The sequence below is a fragment of the Asanoa sp. NPDC049573 genome, from assembly GCF_040676615.1.
GTDB lineage: Bacteria > Actinomycetota > Actinomycetes > Mycobacteriales > Micromonosporaceae > Asanoa.
On the sequence record NZ_JBFAPI010000014.1, the window covers coordinates 64,745 to 81,830 of the forward strand.

A 17,086-nucleotide genomic window follows, 5' to 3' on the forward strand; every position below is an offset into this window, starting at 1 on the left:
TGCGGTGTGTGTCGGTGACCTATGCAGACTTTCCGGTGGTCGAGTGGACCGTGCATTTCGAGAACACGGGGTCGGAGAATGCGCCGACGCTGTCCGAGGTGCTGGCGATCGATACGTCGTTGGGTGGTGCGGCCGCGCCCTCGTGGACGATCCACACCAACAGCGGGAGCACGGCGGTCGCGACTGATTTCGAGCCGGCGGACCTGACGCTGAGCCCGACGCCGGGCGACTACCTGCTGTTCACGACCGAGGGTGGTCGGCCGACGTCCGGAACCCTGTCGGCGGATCCGAAGGTGCCCGGGGGTGGGTGGCCCTACTTCAACCTCGACCGGGGCGGGCAGGGCGCGATCGTCGCGTTGGGCTGGCCCGGGCAGTGGGGCCTGCAGACGGAGCTGGACAGTTTGGGTCGGGTGCGGCTAACCGGCGGAATGACCAATGTCGACGGTCCATTCAGCGGTACGCCGGTGTTGCGTGACCTTGGTTTGACCCGGATGCACCTCGAGCCGGGAGAGTCGATCCGGACGCCGTTGATCGTCACGATGGCGTGGCGCGCCGATGACTGGATCGACGCGCAGAACGTGTGGCGGCAATGGTTCCTGCGGCACAACACACCCCGGCCCGGCGGCAACAACCCTCCGCCCATGTGCCCGACCGGCTCGGTTTGCGGGTCCTACAACTTCACGCTCGTCACCACCGAGCGCGAGTTCGACTTCATGGACGGCTACCGACGCGAGGGCCTGCTGCCGTCGGTCGGTGGCCACCTCGACTGGTGGTGGATCGACGCCGGTTGGTACACGCTGCCCGACGCGGTCGACCCGCACGACGTGACGGCCTGGCAATACACCGGGAACTGGGAAGTGGACCGGGTGCGCTACCCCAACGGCCTGAAGGAGGTCACCGACAGGGCCCGCGCCGAGGGGATGTCGACGATCGTCTGGCACGAGCTGGAACGCTGCCGGCCCGGCACCTGGCTCTACGAGACCCACCCCGAGTGGCTGCTCCCGGGCGGCGATCCCGAGCATCGCTATCTGGACTGGGGCAACCCCGACGCCTACGACTGGGCGGTGGCGACGGTGCACCGGCTGATCGAGGAGAACGGCCCCGACCTCTACCGCCAGGACTTCAACTACCTGGGTCCGCTCGCCAACTGGAACGCCGCGGACACCGACGGCCGCCGAGGCGCCACCCAGATCCGCTATGTGGTCGGCTTCCTGGCGTTCCTCGACGAGCTCCGGCGATGCCGGCCCGACATGCTGATCGACAACTGCGCGTCCGGTGGGCGGCGCCTCGACGTGGAGAGCCTGCGCCGGTCGGTCGTCATGTCACAGAGCGACAACGTGCGCGACCCGCAGGGCGCACACTCCCAGCACTTCGGACTCAGCCCGTGGGTGGTCTGCCATGGCACGTCCGCGCGCACCGACAGCGCGTACGCCCTGCGCAGCACGATGAACTGGTTGTTCGAGATCCACATCGACGAGATGCTGACCGCCCCGCCGACCGACGAGCACTGGGGCCTCATCCGGGCCGCGACCGAGGAATGGTCGGTGGTCAAGGGCCACTACAGCGAGGACTTTTATCCGCTGAGCGGCTACGACCGGGCGATGACCGGGTGGCTGGCCTATCAGTACGGTGCGGCCGACGGCGCCGCGGGCGTGCTGCACTGCTTCGCCCGCCCTGACACACCGCAGGAGGAGTTCGTCCTGCGGCCACGCGGGCTAATCGCCGCCGCGACCTACTCCATCGTGGACTTCGACGACCCGGGCGGCGAGCGGAAGGTGTCGGGCCACGACCTCATGTCGGTGGGCCTGGAGGTGGCGCCCACGCACCGTCCAGCAGCGGTGATGCTGCGCTATCAGCGAGCCGACGTCAGATGACAAGAGACTTGACAACTAGATCACGATTGGATGGGATTAGTCGTATGAGCGTTGAGTCGACGGAGCGATCGATCGCCGGTTCCGTGCTTCCGGTGGATCGACCGGGGAAGATCGTGGCCGTCGGGCTGAACTATCGCGACCACGCGAGCGAATCAGCGGTGGAGGCTCCGCAGGCCCCGATCATTTTCGCCAAGTGGTCGACATGCCTGATCCCCAACGGGTCTGCGATCGTCCTCCCGCCCGGCATCACCGAGGTCGACTGGGAAGCGGAGCTGGCGGTCGTCATCGGCCGCACCGCGCGTGACATCCCGGTCGCCGACGCCCTGAGCTATGTCAGCGGCTACACCTGCATGAACGACGTCAGCGCGCGCAAAGCTCAGCGCGACGAAGGACAGTGGACGCGGGCAAAGTCGTTCGACACGTTCGGGCCGATCGGGCCGCGCGTCGTGCCGGCGTCGGAGATCGGCGACCCGCAGAACCTCGGCGTCCGCGCCCGGGTCAACGGTGAGCTCATGCAGAGCGCCAACACCCGAGACATGATCTTCGGTGTCGCCGAACTGATCTGTCGGATCAGCGCGTCCACGACGCTCGAGGTCGGCGACATCATCTCCACGGGAACCCCGGCCGGTGTCGGAGCGTTCCGGCCGACGCCGGTGTTCCTGCGCCCGGGCGACGTCGTCGAGATCGAGATCGACAAGATCGGCGTGCTGACGAACCCCGTAGTCGCGGGATGAACGGCCCGGGGCCGGCCCGGCCCAGCGCCGAGGTCACGCAGGGCCCAACCGCCGCACCGGCCCGGGCGATGCTCCGCGCGGTCGGCCTCGACGACAGCGACTTCGACAAGCCCCAGGTGGCCGTCGCGAACTCGTGGAACGAGGTCACCCCCTGCAACCTGCCGCTCAAGTCGTGGGCCGAGCACGCGAAGAGCGGGATCCGCGCCGGTGGTGGCGTCGGCCTCGAGTTCAGCACGATCGCCGTGTCCGATGTGGTCTCGATGGGACACGAGGGGATGCGGGCCTCGCTCGTCAGTCGCGAGATCATCGCCGACTCGATCGAAGCGGTCCTGCACGCCGAACGCTTCGACGCGCTGGTTGCGATCGCGGGCTGCGACAAATCGTTGCCCGGGATGATGATGGCCGCGGTCCGCACCAACGTGCCCACCGTCTTTCTCTACGGCGGCAGCGCGATGCCCGGACGGCGACCCAACGGCGACCGCGTCGACATCAAGGACGTCTTCGAGGCGGTGGGCCGGCACGCCGCCGGCGAGATCGACGCGGCAGAGTTCGACGACATCGAGCGCCGGGCCTTCCCCACCATCGGGTCCTGCGCCGGCATGTATACGGCGAACACCATGGCGTGCCTCGGCGAGGCGCTCGGGCTCTCGCTGCCGGGTTCGGCGACGCCGCCCGCGGTCGACCCGTTGCGTGGCGAGATCGCGCAGCGGGCGGGGGAGCAGGCGGTCGAGGCGTTCCGGCTTTCGCTGCGGCCGCGCACGATCGTGACCCGCAACGCCCTGGAGAACGCCGCGACGCTGTCGATGGCGCTCGGCGGGTCCACCAACGCCGTGTTGCACCTGCTGGCGATCGCCAACGAGGCCGGGATCGACTTCGCGCTCGACGACATCGAGACGATCGGCAGGCGGACACCGCAGTTGGTCGACACCCGGCCGCACGGCGACGCGTTCATGGTCGACCTGCACCTCGCCGGCGGCGTCCCGGCCGTGCTGGGTGAGCTGGCCGGCGCCGGCCTGATCCATCTCGACGAGCTGACCGTCACCGGTAGGACGATCGGTGCGAGCCTCGCCGCGACGGGGGACCCGGCGGTCATCGCGCCCGTCAGCGGCCCCGTGCACGCCACCGGTGGGACGGCCGTGCTGCGTGGCTCGCTGGCTCCGAACGGCGCCGTCGTCAAGGTCGCCGGCACCGACGTGCGCCGGCTGAGCGGACCGGCCCGGGTCTTCGACTCCGAGCAGGCGGCGCTGAGTTATGTGCTCGCCGGTGAACTCGCGCCGGGTGACGTCGTCGTGGTCCGCAACGAAGGGCCGGTCAGCGGCCCCGGCATGCGGGAGATGCTCGCGGTGACGTCGGCCATCACCGGGGTGGGACTCGGAGCCCAGGTCGGGTTGGTGACCGACGGCCGGTTCTCCGGCGCGACGCGGGGCCTGTGCGTCGGGCACGTCGCGCCCGAAACCGCGCTCGGCGGCCCGATCGCGCTGATCGAAAACGGCGATCTCGTCACCATCGACATCGACCGGCGACTGATCGCGCTCGACGTCACCGACGACGTCCTGGCCGCGCGACGCCGGCAATGGACACCCGCCGCTCCCCGATATACCACCGGCGTGCTCGCGAAATACGCGGCCCTCGTACGCGGCGCGGATGTCGGAGCGGTGACCTCACCTTCTGTCGTACCCCCGGAGTGATGATGTCTGACAGATCTGCGAACGGCCGTCGAGCCGTCGTGACCGGAGCGGCGTCGGGGATCGGGCGCGCCACCGCGATCCGCCTCTCCAAAGACGGATACCGCCTGCACCTGGTCGACCGCGACGCGGCCGGCCTGATCGAGGTCACGGCCGAATGCGGCGGGGAAGCCAGCGCGCACGCGGTCGACCTGAGTCGCCCGGCGGAGACGGTGCCGGCCCTGCGCGCCGACCTCGGCGACGAGCCGATCGACCTACTCGTCAATTGCGCCGGCGTCGGCTGGGCCGCGACGACGGCGCAAACCGACGAGAAGATGTGGGCCACCACCATCGACGTCAATCTGACGGCGACCTTCTACATGTGCCAGCTGGCGCTTCCCGGCATGCTCGAACAAGGTCGCGGTGTCATCGTCAACATGGCCTCAGCGGGTGCTCTCGTCGGGCTCAAAAACCGCGTAGCCTATTGCGCGTCGAAGGCCGGGATTCTCGGCCTTACCCGCGCGATCGCCGCCGATCACGCGTCGGCCGGCATTCGCATCAACGCGGTATGTCCGGGCACTGTCGACTCGCCCTGGATCGGAAAGATCCTCTCGAATGCGGAAGACCCGGAAGGGACGCGGAAGTTGATGGAGCAACGCCAGCTCGACGGCAGGATGGGAACACCCGAGGAAGTGGCCGAGTGGGTCGCCTTCGTCGCCGGTGACTCCGGCCGTTTCATGAACGGCGCGTCGCTCGTGATCGATGGAGGGCTGACCGCTGTCTGACACGCCACAGGCCCACGCCGAGGCGTTCGGCCCCGGCCGGCCCAGACGTCTCGGCGCCGCCGAAGACGCGATCTCGACGATCAAGGGCATGATCGTCGACGGTCGCCTGCAGCCGCACCAGCGGCTCCCGTCCGAAAAGGACCTCGCGGCCGCGCTGGGGGTCAGCCGACCGACGTTGCGTGAAGCCGTCCGGGGGCTGATGGCGCTGCGGATCGTGGAGGCCAAGCACGGCGACGGCACCTACGTCACGTCGCTCGAACCCGAACTGCTCGCCGAGCCGATCGACTTCCTGCTGCGCCTCGACAAGGAGAACATGGCGCTGCTCGGAGAGACCCGCGAAGTCCTCGAGTCCAACATCGCGCAGCTGGCCGCCCTGCGGGCCAACAGCGACGACGTGAGCGCGTTGCAGGCGTCGGTGGCGCAATACGCCGAGTCGATCGACAACATGGACAAGTGCATCGAGATCGACCAGCGGTTCCACGCCCAGGTGGCGCGTGCGGCGAAGTCGCCGATCCTGGCGAGCCTGCTGTCGACGGTGTCGATGCTGGCGCGCAAGAGCCGCCAGACCACCGCGCGATCGGCCGACATCCGCCGGCAGAGCGACGTCGACCACCGCCAGATCCTCGAGGCGATCCAGGCCGGCAACGGCGACCTCGCCGCGAAGGCGATGCGCCAGCACATCCACAACGTGCTCGCGGATTCGAGCTACCACGACCCCGGTGCCACCCATGAACAGCCCGTCTGACGTCGAGCTGTCCCGCGCCGACACCGAGCGGGCGGTGGAGGAGTTGCTGCGCGCGGCGGGTTTGACCGCCGAGCACGCCGAGCTCGTCCGCCGTTCGCTGATGTTCGCCGAGACGCGCGGCACCAACAGCCACGGCCTGGCCCGGCTGCGCCCCTACCTCGAGCGGATCGCACGCGGCGGCGTCAACACCCGGCCCACGCTGACCGAGTCGGTGTCCGGGGCGGTGCACGTCATCGACGCCGACGGCAGCGCCGGCGCCGTGGCCGGTATGACGGCGGTGCGGGCCGCGGCGCAGGCGGCGGACAGTCACGGGATCGGCATCGCTTGCGCCCGCAACACCAACCATGTCGGAGCGCTCGCGTTCTACTCCGCGGCGCTGTCCGAGGCGGGGCTGGTCTCGATCGTGTTCGCCAACGCCGACCCGATCATGGTGCCGCCCGGCGGCAGCGAGGCCGTTCTCGGGAGCAACCCGATCGCCATCGGCGTGCCCGGCGGGGGCGGCGCGAGCCAGACTCCGTTGCTGGACATGGCGACCACCGCCGCCGCGCACGGAAAGATCGTCGAGCTTTCGCGGGAGCGGGAGTCGATCCCACCAGGGTGGGCGGTCGACGAACGCGGCGCGCCGACGACGGATGCCGGGCGGGCGCTCGCCGGCGCGCTGCTGCCCGCCGCCGGTCCCAAGGGCTTCGGCCTGGCATTCATGATCGATCTGCTGTCCGCGGGACTCGCCGGCGGCTCGCTCGGCGGTGGCATCGTGCCTGTCGCCGACCGGTTCGACGAGCCGCAGGGCTGTTGCCTGGTCGTGATCGCCATCGACCCGGCGCACGCAGCCGGTCTCGACTCCTTCACCCGGGCCGACCGCGCGCTCGGCGACACCGTCCGGCACAGCCGACCCGTCGACGGACGGGCGCCGATGGTCCCGGGCGAGCCCGAGGCCGAACGCGCCCGGCGTGCCACCGGCGCCGAGGCGTTGACCGTCACCGACGCGCTCCATCAGGATCTTCTCGATCTGCTGCGGGGATGGTCGATCAGCCCGCCCGCGTTGGTGCAGAAGGTCGATCAGGATGTCTGAATTCGACGGCCGGGTCGCGATCGTCACGGGCGCCGCGGGCGGCCTCGGCCAGGAGGTCGTGCGCAGGTTCGTCGCGGCCGGCGCCCACGTGGTGGCGACCGACATCGGTGCGGTCGACACGATTCCCGGGCAGTTGCTCTCCCATCCCGCCGACGTCACCGACGCGGCACAGGTCGACGGTGTCGTAGCGCGTGCTATCGATGAATTCGGCAAGATCGACGTCCTGGTCAACAACGCGGCGGTCGGGAGCCACACGCCGCCGCTCGACCTTGATCCGCAGGACTGGCGCCGGGTCCTGGACGTGAGTCTCACCGGCTACTTCATCTTCGCCCGCGCCGTCGGCCAGCACATGGTACGGCGCCGCCGGGGCAGCATCATCAACCTCAGCTCGATCGCCGGTTCCAAGGCGATCGGCCGGGGCAATCTTCCCTACAGCGTCGCCAAGGCCGGTGTCGAGCAGCTCACCCGCGAGCTCGCGCTGGAATGGGCGCCCTGGAACGTCCGGGTCAACGCGATCGCGCCGAGCCAGGTCAGCACTCCCGCCTTCAAGAAGCTGCTCGCCGACGGCCTCGTCATCGAGTCCGATGTGGTCCGTGGGATCCCGCTGGGCCGGATGGCCACGGTCGAAGACCTGACGGGTCCCTTGATGTTCCTGGCGAGCGACGCGGCGTCGTTCGTGACCGGCCACGTGCTGGCCGTCGACGGTGGCAACCTGGCGATGAACGCCGGTGGCACCATCCCGCACCCACCTGCGGACTGACGCCGGGCGGCGCGTGCCGGTCTGTCGACCGTGGATAGCCGTCGCTGATCCTTTTCAACCTTGACTTCGTTTCGCAATCATGCAAACGTCAAGTCACCAGACATCTGGCAACTCGCGGAGCGCAGCATCGGCCCGCCACCAGCATCGAAGAGGGGACACGTGCACGACATCTTCGTCCCAGCCCTGGGGCATGCGATGGAAGATTGTGTCGTCGTCGAGTGGCTCAAACAGCCTGGTGATCAGGTCGTAAGCGGCGAGGACGTCGTCGAGATCGAGACGGACAAGTCGGCCGTGGAGGTCGCCTCGGAATACGCCGGCACCCTGGGCCGACACCGCTACCAGGCCGGCGACCGGGTGCCGGTCGGCAAGGTGCTCGCCTACGTTCTCGCGCCGGGCGAGACCGAGCCCGACGACGTCGACCCGGCCGCGGTGGTCCCGCCGGCGGCCTTGGAAGCCGGGCCGACGCCCGAACCGACGGCGTCCGGCGCCGGGCCGACGCCGCAACCGCCGGCGTCCGGCGTCGGGTCAACGCCCGTAACGACGGCGGCCGACGGGTCGACGCCGGCGCCGACGGCAGTCAGCGCCGACGGCTATCGCCACCGGATGAGCCCGCGCCAGCGCCGTCTCGCCCGGGAAGCGGCCGAGACGGCAACGGCGGACCGCGGACGGGCCGCGACGGCCGCGGCCGTCACCAAATCCTGGCAGTCGATCCCGCAGTTCTCGGTTGCCCGCGATATACGTGGCGAGGCGGTGCTCGACGCCGTGCGGGCCGCTCGGGAGGCGGGGACGGCGGCGACCGTCACCGACGTCCTCCTGGTCGCCTTCGCCCGAGCGCTGACCGCGGTCGGCGTCGACACCGATCCGTCGATCGGCGTCGCCGTCGCGACCACCAACGGCGTTGCCATTCCGGTCGTGCCGCGGCCAGATTCGTCCACTCTCGACATCGTGACGGGCCTTCGCGCGGCGGCCGCCGAGCGCGCCCGCGGCGGCCGGTCGATCGGCGACGACGCCATCCCGGTCACCGCGACGGTCTCCAACCTGGGTGCCGGCGGTGTCCGCAGCTTCACCGGCGTCGTCCCGCTCGGTCAGACGCTGCTGCTGACCGTGGGCAGCATCCGATCCGCCGCGATCGTCGAAGACGGCCGCGTGATCGCGAGCAAGATCATGACAGTGACCCTCAACGTCGACCACCGCGCGTACGACGGAACACACGCCGCGGCGATCCTCGAAGCACTCGCCCGGGAGCTGGAGAGCGCCCCGGCACACAGCGTCGGGAAAGGGGACCAGAGCGGTGCATGACCAGGAGACGCCGGAAGCCCTCGTCGAGTGGCTGGCGGCGATGTTGCTCATCCGCGAGTTCGAGGAACAGGCTGAACGCGCGTCACTGCGGGGCAAGGTTCCCGGCGGCGTACACCCGGCCATCGGTCAGGAAGCGGTCGCCGTCGGCGCGATGCGCGCGCTCGGGCCCGACGACATCGTCACCGGCGGCCATCGGCCACATCACCACGCCCTGGCGCGCGGCGTCGACCCAGCGCGGCTGATGGCCGAACTCTTCGGCCGGGAAACCGGCCTGGGACACGGCATCGCCGGTTCGATGCACCTGTCGGACTTCAGCCGCGGCTATTACGGCTCCAACGGCATCGTCGGCGCGAGCCTGGGCCTGGCCATGGGCGCCGCCCTCGGTGCCAGCATGCGGGGCACAGGTCAGGTCGCCGTCGGCTTCGTCGGCGATGGTGCCGCCAACACCGGCCGCACCTGGGAGTTCGTCAACATGGCGGTGATCTGGAACCTGCCCCTCATCGCCATCTGCGAGAACAACCTGTACGCGGTCGAGACCTTCATCGACAACGTGATGGGTGGCAAGTCGATGGTGCGCCGGGCCGAGGGATTCGGTATCCCGGCCTTCGAGGTCGACGGGCAGGACATCCACGAGGTCAACCGGGCGGTCGCCACGGCACGCGAACGCGCCCTCGCCGGCGACGGGCCGACCTTCCTCGAGATGCGGACCTACCGCTACCACGGCCACGAGACCGGCGACAAAGGGGTCTACCGGACGGCGGACGAGGTCGACCGGTGGCGCACGGAGCGGGATCCGATCGCGCGCCTCGCATCGTCGCTGCAGGCCTCCGGCGACCTCAGTGAGCAAGGTCTGACGGAGCTCCAGGAGCAGGCTGTGGCCCGGGTCGCCGACGCGCTCGCGTTCGCCGACGAGTCGCCTTGGCCGTCCGCGTCGACCGCGCCGCATCCGACCGACCGCGAGGGGAGTGCACGATGAGCGACGAGGTGACCTACTCGGCCGCGTTCCGCGAAGCGGTCCGCGACGAGATGGCCAAGGACGACACGGTCTTCGTGATCGGAACCGACCTCTATCATCGCGGCGGTCACTTCGCCCAGGTGCTCGGCCTCGGTGAGGAGTTCGGTCGTGACCGCATCCGGGACGCGCCGATCTCGGAAGCCGCCATGGTGGCCGCCGGCGTGGGTGCCGCGATGAACGGGATGCGGCCGATCGTCGACCTCAACTTCATCGACTTCGCCTTCGGCGCGATGGACGAGATCGTCAACCAGGCCGCGAAGATCCGCTTCATGCTCGGCCGTCCGGTGCCGCTGGTGATCCGGGCGTCGTCCGGCATCGCCCTCGGCGGCGCCCAGCACAACAACTCCCCGGAGTCGTGGTTCGCCAACGTTCCCGGTCTGCGGGTCGCCGTTCCCGCCACGCCGTACGACGTCAAGGGCTTGATGAAGACCGCGCTGCGCGGCGAGGATCCGACCATCTTCCTCATGCACAAGAAGCTCTCGGCGTTGCGCGGCCCGGTCGGCGGGCTCGACGACCTCGTCCCGTTCGGCTCCGCCGTCATCCGCCGCCCGGGCGACGACTGCACACTGGTGTGCTCGGGTGGCACGGTCGCCAAGACCCTCGAGGCCGCCGAAAGCCTCGCGGCCTCAGGCGTCTCGGCCGAGGTCATCGACCTGCGGACCCTCTACCCGCTGGACACCGAGGCCATCACCACCTCGGTACGCAGGACGGGCCGGGCGGTCGTGGTCGACGAGGCGCCGGGCTTCTCCTCGATCGCGGCCGAGATCGCCGCGACCATCCAGGAACAGTGCTTCGAGTATCTCGACGGCCCGGTGCTACGGGCCACGTCCACCCACTCGTCGATCCCCTACAGCCCGCCGCTGATCGACGCGATCCTGCCGACGGTCACCGGCATCGTCGAGCGGGTGCGGCAGACCAGCGAAGCGTTCTCCGCGTAGCAACCGCGATGAAGATCAGCGAATTACGGACGATCCGCGACCCCGCCGTCCCGAGCATCCTGTTCCTCGAGGTCCTCACCGACGACGGCATCGTCGGGCTGGGCGAGACCTGCCTGGGCACCGCGGCCGTCGAGGCACACCTCTTCGAGGCGGTGGCACCGAAGGTGCTCGGCACCTCGCCGCTGGAGCTCGAGCGGATCTCCCGCGAGCTCTACGACGACTTCGTCGGCTTCTCCGACAGCGGTGTCGCGACCAGGGCCCGGTCGGCCCTGGACCTGGCCCTCTGGGACATCCTCGGCAAGGTCACCGGCGTGCCGCTCTACCAACTGCTGGGCGGGCGGACCCGCGCCGCCGTCCCGGTTTACAACTCCTGCGCCGGACCGGCGTACGGGATGACCGACGCCAACGTCGACCGATTGGGCAATCTCCCTGCGGACGCCGCCTCGCATCCCCTCGACGACCTCTACGCCTCGCGGCACCGACCGGTCGAGCTCGCGGGAGAGTTGCTCGACGCCGGGATCACCGGGATGAAGGTGTGGCCGTTCGACGGCCTCGCTCTCGCCGGTGAGGGCCGGCACATCGACTGGGACCGGTTCCACGAGGACCTGCGACCGCTGCGCCAGATCCATGACGCCTTCGGCCGCCGGATGAAGATCATGGTCGACCTGCACGGGCTGTGGCGGACCCCCGCGGTGTTCGACGTTGTTGCCGCCCTCGAGGAGATCGAGCCCTACTGGATCGAAGATCCGGTCAAGGTCGACTCGCTGGACCTGTTGCGCCGGGTGGCCGAGCGCACCCGTGTGCCGATCGTCGCGGGTGAGACGCTGGCGACGCCATGGGCCTTCCGGACGCTGATCGAAGAGGTGCCGCTCGGCACCGTGATGTTCGACATCGGCTGGATGGGCGGGCTCACCGAGGCGAAGAAGGTCGCCACGCTCGCCGACGTCGGCGGGCTGACGTTCTCACCGCACGACTGCACCGGCCCCGTCGTGTTCGCCGCCGGCATCCACCTGAGCGTCAGCGCCACCAACGCACTGCTGCAGGAGAGCGTGCGGGCGTTCTACCAAGGCTGGTACGGCGACTGCGTCGACGGACTGCCCGAGGTGCTGGACGGCGCCGTCAGCCCGACCGACCGGCCGGGGCACGGTCTGCACCTGTCCCCGGCCTACCTCGCCAGCGACCGGGTGCTAGTCCGTTCCACCGAGGACCGATGATGCCCGCCTCGGCGGTGGTGACCGGTGGGGCATCCGGGATCGGGCGCGAGATCGTGCGGGTGCTCTGCGCCGACCGCCACGTGGTCGCGGTCGACCTCCACGCCGGCGCGTTGGCCGATCTCGTCGCCGAACTGCCCGATGTCGCGACGATCTGCGGCGACGTTCGCGACGCGGGCGTGCTACAGCGCGCGGCGGACCAGGCGACCCTCGGCGGGCCGTTGGACGCGTGGGTCAACAACGCCGCTGTCGTGCGGTTGGGCGCCCTGCACGAGGTCGACGCCGCCGAGATCGACCTGGTCGTCGGCACCAACCTCGTCGGACCGCTGCTGGGCAGCCAGATCGCCCTGAAGACGTTCCTCGCGACCGGGACGGCCGGAAGCATCGTCAACATCTCCTCCATCCACGCCCGCGCGTCCTTCCCGGGGTATGCCCTCTACGACACGTGCAAAGGGGCCCTGGAGTCGCTGACCCGCTACGTCTGCGTCGAATATGGACACCTCGGGATCCGCTGCAACGCCGTCGCGCCCGGCGCCGTGCTCACGCCCGCCGGCGCCCGCCTCGCCGACGGCTCCGGAGACCCGGAGGGTGCATGGGAAGACACCCGGCGACTGTCGCCGATGAACCGGTTGAGCACCGCCGAGGAGATCGCCCGCGTCGTGGCGTTCCTCGTCAGTGACGCCGCCTTCAGCATCAACGGCCACGTCCTCGCCGTCGACAACGGGATGGCGGCCCGCAGCAACACCTTTCCGGCGGATCCGACGATCGCCTTCGCCTCGAGGGAGACCCGCGCGTGATCCTCGCAGAGCCTTACAGCGACGTCGTCGCCCAGCACGGCGAAGGCCCGGTCTGGGACCCGACCGACGAAAGCCTCGCCCTGGTCGACATGTTGCGTGGCGACGTGGTCGTCGTCGACGGCTCCCACATCGACCGCCGGCACGTGGGCAGGGTCGCCGCGGCCATCCGCCCACGGTCGCAGGGAGGCTGGGTGCTCGGCGTCGAACAGGGCTTCGCCCTGGCCGGCCGATCGTTCACCGAACCCAGCCACCTTCCTCCACTGTGGTCGGACACGGATCTGCGGATGAACGACGGCGCCTGCGATCCCTACGGCGCCTTCCTGTGCGGCAGCCTCTCGACCTCCGGCCGCCCGGGTGCCGGTGCCCTCTACCGGATGACATCCGACCACGAGGTGAAAGAGGTCCTGGGGCAGATCACCACCTCCAACGGCCTTGGCTGGTCGCTCGACGGCTCCCGCGCCTACTTCATCGACAGCGCCACGCAGCGCCTCGACGAATACCGCTACGACGAGACCGGCGGATTCAGCGACCAACGGCCACTGGCCCGGATACCCGTCGCGGACGGCATACCCGACGGCCTCACCGTCGACGCGGAAGGCGGCGTCTGGGTAGCGCTGTACGGCGGATCGGCAGTGGTCCGTTACGCGCCGGACGGGCGGCTGACCCATCGGGTACGCGTCCCGGTGTCGCAGCCGACCGCGTGCACGTTCGGCGGACCGGGCCTGGCCACTCTCCTCGTGACCACGTCGAGCCTCGGGCTCGAACGCGGATCGGAGCCGCTCGCCGGTGCGGTCTTCGCCGTGGTGCCGGGCGTCGTCGGTCAACCTTCCCAGGCCTTCGGAGGTTGAGTTGTCACGCATCGCCATCGCGTCCGGTTCGCTCAGTAACCTGGACGCCCTGCGCCGGGTGTTCGCGTCCGTCGCCGATCTGCGGGTCGGCGACATCGCAGAGCCCGCCGACCTCGCCGATCTCGCCGACGGCGCGGACGCCCTCGTCGTCAGCCTGCACCCGCTCACCGCCGCACATGTGGCCGCGCTCCCGCGTTCCGTGCAGGTGATCGTCCGCGCCGGCGTCGGCCTCGACTCGATCGATGTCGGCGCCGCCCATGAACGCGGAGTGGCGGTGGTCAACCAACCGGCGTACGCCGTCGCCGAGGTCGCCGACCATGCCGTGGCGATGCTGCTCGCGTGCCACCGCAATGTCGTCACCTACGACCGCGCGGTGCGCTCGGGTGCATGGCCACCAGCGCCCAGCGTGGGGGAGATCCCACCGACCGACGAGCTCACTCTCGGGCTGATCGGGTACGGCCGGATCGGTCGGGCGGTCGCCGATCGGCTCCGTCCGTCGGTGCGGGCGGTACACGTCTTCGACCTCGCGTACGACGGCGCCGCGGACGCACCGGTCGTCGCCGCGGACTCACTCGACGACCTGCTCCGCGCCGGCGACCTCGTCAGCGTCCACCTGCCGCTCACGACGCGGACGCGCGGCATCGTGGGAGCCCGCGAGCTCGACCTGCTGCCCGCCGGTGCCGTGCTGGTCAACGTCTCCCGGGGTGGGCTGGTCGACGAGGCGGCGTTGGCGGATGCGCTGACCGCGGGGCGACTGCGCGGCGCCGCGATCGACGTCTTCGAGACCGAGCCACTCGGTGCCGACTCCCCACTGCGGTCTGCACCCCGACTGCTGATGAGCCCGCACGTCGCCTGGTATTCGACCCGTTCCGCTTCCAGACTGGCCCGATGGAGTCTCGAAGACGCGATCGCCTACGCCTCGGGCAGCCGCGACCTGCACGGGGTCGTCGTGAAGGAGGCGACGTGACGTGACCGGCCGCAGCACCCTGGAGGAGATCGACCGTCGGGTCCTCTGGCTCTCGACCGCGATCGTCGACCACGCCAACCGGGTGCGCCCCAATCCCGGCGGCATCAAGGTCGGCGGGCACCAGGCGTCCAGCGCCTCGATGACGTCGCTGATGACGACGCTGTGGATGCGCCACCTGCGGGCCACGGACCGGGTGTCGGTCAAGCCACACGCGTCCCCGGTCCTGCACGCGATCAACTACCTGCTCGGTGACCTCGACCCGGCCTACCTGACCACCCTGCGCTCCTGGAGCGGCCTGCAGAGCTATCCCAGCCGCGCCAAGGACCCCGACCAGGTCGACTATTCGACCGGCTCGGTCGGCATCGGCGCCACCGCCCCGATCTGGGGTGCGATCGCCAGACGGTTCGTCGCCGACCGGTCCGACCTGCCGTTGGAAGGGCGCCAGTATTCTCTGCTCGGCGACGCCGAACTCGACGAGGGCGCCGTCTGGGAGGCGCTGCTCGACCCCCAGGTGTCCACCCTGGGCGAGCTCGTCTGGATCGTCGACCTCAACCGGCAGTCGCTCGATCGCGTCGTCCCGCACGCCTCGTCCCGGCGTTACGTCGACATGTTCCGCGCACTGGGCTGGCAGGTCATCACACTCAAGTACGGACGCGTCCTGCAGCGCCTGTTCGCCCTGCCCGGCGGTACCGCGCTCAAGGACCGGATCGACGAGATGACCAACGCCGAATACCAGCGGCTGCTGCGCTGTGAGCCGGCCGAGCTTCGCCGCCGCCTCGTCGAGGACGCGGAGCCGCGCCACAGTGACGTGTTCCGGGTCGTCAGTGCGACGGACGACGAGACGCTGGTTGCCGCGATCCGCAACCTGGCCGGACACGACCTCGAGTTGATCGACCAAGCCCTGCGCGACATCGACGATGGCCGGCCGACCGTCATCTTCGCGTACACGATCAAGGGCTTTCGCCTTCCGTCCGAAGGCCATCCGCAGAACCACTCCCGCCTGCTCGACGGCGCCCAGATGGAGGCACTGGCGCGGGAACTGGGCGTCACACCGGACACCTGGTGGGACCGCTTCCCGTCCGGGACACCGGCGGGCGACCTCTGCGCCGCGGCGCGCGAACGGCTGGTCCGGCCGCCCGTGCCGGTGCCCGCGCCGATCCGGATCCCCACCGAGGTGGGCCGGCGCCCATCGGGCGTGGCGACCACCCAGTCGGCACTCGGCCGGGTGCTGCTGGACCTGAGCCGCGAAGATCCCGACCTCGCGTCGCGGGTGGTCACCATCAGCCCCGACGTGAGCTCGTCGACCAACCTTGGTGGCTGGCTCAACAAAGTCGGTGTCTGGGCGCCCCGGGAGAGCAAGGACTGGTTCGGTGACGACGGGGAGACGCTGCTGCACTGGCGGGAGAGCCCGTCTGGACAACACATCGAGTTGGGCATCGCGGAGACAAACCTCGTCGGTCTGCTCGGGGAGTTGGGGTCGACGTGGAGTCGCTGGGGGCAGCGGCTGTTCCCGATCGGCGTCGTCTACGACCCGTTCGTGGAGCGGGCGCTGGAACCGTGGTCGTTCGGTATCTACGCCGGCGGCCAGTCGATCCTGATTGGCACACCGTCTGGTGTCAGCCTCGCGCCCGAAGGCGGCGCCCACCAGTCGATCAAGACACCGTCGATCGCGATCGAGCAGCCCGGCTGTGTCGGGTACGAACCGGCCTTCGCGCAGGAGGTCGAGTGGATCCTGCTCGCGGCAATGAGTCGCCTCGGTGTGCCGGACGGTTCCTCGACCTATCTGCGGTTGAGCACCCGGCCGGTGAGGCAGGCACTCGCCGAGACCCCCGACGATCCGGTGGCCCGGGAACGGCGGCGACGACTGGTCCTCGCGGGCGGCTACCGGCTGCGGGCCAGTGCGAAGCCCGCGTTGACGATCGCGGCGATGGGCGCGACCGTGCCCGAGGCCGTGATCGCCGCCGAACGCCTGCACCAGCAGGGCGTCGAGACCGACGTCGTCTGCGTCACCAGTGCCGACCTGCTGCTGCGGGCGTTCCGCAGCCGGGCCCGCGGTGGGGGAGACCCGTGGATCCTCGACCAGGTCTTCCCGAGCCACCGCGCGACCACACTCATCACGCTCCTCGACGGGCACCCGCACGCGTTGGCCTTCCTGGCGGCCATCAACGGCGTACGCTCCGCACTACTCGGTGTCTCGGAGTTCGGTCAGAGTGGCGACCTCGCTGACGTCTATGCCCACCACGGCATCGACGCCGGCAGCGTTGTCAAGGCCGGGCTCGACCTACTCGCGTAGTCATCGACATAGTTCTGCGACATTGACGCGACCGAACCGACGTAGGACCTCCGACTTCGAACACACCGTGGACACGATTTTGCA

General features: G+C 69.9%; 15 protein-coding genes. All 15 read left to right on the top strand.

What is annotated here, in order from left to right; translation table 11 throughout:
• Positions 1-14 precede the first annotated feature (14 nt).
• The 15 genes from AB0J74_RS27375 to AB0J74_RS27445 all read left to right on the top strand — a co-directional run bounded on the left by AB0J74_RS27375 (position 15) and on the right by AB0J74_RS27445 (position 17,002).
• Positions 15-1,874 carry an alpha-galactosidase gene (locus AB0J74_RS27375; protein WP_363452831.1) on the top strand — a complete coding sequence of 620 codons (1,860 nt, stop codon included), beginning with the start codon at positions 15-17 and terminating at the stop codon, positions 1,872-1,874.
• Positions 1,871-2,608, top strand: a complete 738-nt coding sequence (locus AB0J74_RS27380; protein WP_363452833.1) for a fumarylacetoacetate hydrolase family protein — start codon at positions 1,871-1,873, stop codon at positions 2,606-2,608. The genes AB0J74_RS27375 and AB0J74_RS27380 overlap by 4 nt, the downstream gene beginning before the upstream one ends.
• Positions 2,605-4,296, top strand: coding sequence for a dihydroxy-acid dehydratase (ilvD, locus tag AB0J74_RS27385; RefSeq protein ID WP_363452835.1), 1,692 nt, complete (start codon positions 2,605-2,607; stop codon positions 4,294-4,296). Before AB0J74_RS27380 ends, ilvD begins: the two co-directional genes overlap by 4 nt.
• A gap of 38 nt (positions 4,297-4,334) precedes the next feature.
• Positions 4,335-5,057, top strand: a complete 723-nt coding sequence (locus AB0J74_RS27390) for an SDR family oxidoreductase (RefSeq protein WP_363452837.1) — start codon at positions 4,335-4,337, stop codon at positions 5,055-5,057.
• 70 nt (positions 5,058-5,127) lie between these two features.
• Positions 5,128-5,802 carry a FadR/GntR family transcriptional regulator gene (locus AB0J74_RS27395; protein WP_363453098.1) on the top strand — a complete coding sequence of 225 codons (675 nt, stop codon included), beginning with the start codon at positions 5,128-5,130 and terminating at the stop codon, positions 5,800-5,802.
• Positions 5,786-6,874: an Ldh family oxidoreductase gene (locus AB0J74_RS27400; RefSeq protein ID WP_363452839.1), complete on the top strand. Its 1,089-nt coding sequence runs from the start codon at positions 5,786-5,788 to the stop codon at positions 6,872-6,874. The genes AB0J74_RS27395 and AB0J74_RS27400 overlap by 17 nt, the downstream gene beginning before the upstream one ends.
• Positions 6,867-7,634: an SDR family NAD(P)-dependent oxidoreductase gene (locus AB0J74_RS27405; RefSeq protein ID WP_363452841.1), complete on the top strand. Its 768-nt coding sequence runs from the start codon at positions 6,867-6,869 to the stop codon at positions 7,632-7,634. Before AB0J74_RS27400 ends, AB0J74_RS27405 begins: the two co-directional genes overlap by 8 nt.
• 159 nt (positions 7,635-7,793) lie before the next feature.
• Positions 7,794-8,933: a 2-oxo acid dehydrogenase subunit E2 gene (locus AB0J74_RS27410; protein WP_363452843.1), complete on the top strand. Its 1,140-nt coding sequence runs from the start codon at positions 7,794-7,796 to the stop codon at positions 8,931-8,933.
• Positions 8,926-9,909, top strand: coding sequence for a thiamine pyrophosphate-dependent dehydrogenase E1 component subunit alpha (locus AB0J74_RS27415; protein WP_363452845.1), 984 nt, complete (start codon positions 8,926-8,928; stop codon positions 9,907-9,909). Before AB0J74_RS27410 ends, AB0J74_RS27415 begins: the two co-directional genes overlap by 8 nt.
• Positions 9,906-10,886, top strand: coding sequence for a transketolase C-terminal domain-containing protein (locus tag AB0J74_RS27420; protein ID WP_363452847.1), 981 nt, complete (start codon positions 9,906-9,908; stop codon positions 10,884-10,886). Before AB0J74_RS27415 ends, AB0J74_RS27420 begins: the two co-directional genes overlap by 4 nt.
• 8 nt (positions 10,887-10,894) lie before the next feature.
• Positions 10,895-12,100 carry a mandelate racemase/muconate lactonizing enzyme family protein gene (locus tag AB0J74_RS27425; RefSeq protein ID WP_363452849.1) on the top strand — a complete coding sequence of 402 codons (1,206 nt, stop codon included), beginning with the start codon at positions 10,895-10,897 and terminating at the stop codon, positions 12,098-12,100.
• Positions 12,097-12,894 carry an SDR family oxidoreductase gene (locus AB0J74_RS27430; protein ID WP_363452851.1) on the top strand — a complete coding sequence of 266 codons (798 nt, stop codon included), beginning with the start codon at positions 12,097-12,099 and terminating at the stop codon, positions 12,892-12,894. Before AB0J74_RS27425 ends, AB0J74_RS27430 begins: the two co-directional genes overlap by 4 nt.
• Positions 12,891-13,742: an SMP-30/gluconolactonase/LRE family protein gene (locus tag AB0J74_RS27435; RefSeq protein WP_363452853.1), complete on the top strand. Its 852-nt coding sequence runs from the start codon at positions 12,891-12,893 to the stop codon at positions 13,740-13,742. The genes AB0J74_RS27430 and AB0J74_RS27435 overlap by 4 nt, the downstream gene beginning before the upstream one ends.
• A gap of 1 nt (position 13,743) precedes the next feature.
• Complete coding sequence (locus AB0J74_RS27440; RefSeq protein WP_363452855.1) at positions 13,744-14,709, top strand: C-terminal binding protein; 966 nt, start codon at positions 13,744-13,746, stop codon at positions 14,707-14,709.
• A gap of 1 nt (position 14,710) precedes the next feature.
• On the top strand, positions 14,711-17,002 hold the full coding sequence (locus AB0J74_RS27445) for a pyruvate dehydrogenase (RefSeq protein ID WP_363452857.1): 2,292 nt from the start codon (positions 14,711-14,713) through the stop codon (positions 17,000-17,002).
• The last annotated feature ends 84 nt before the right edge of the window (positions 17,003-17,086 follow it).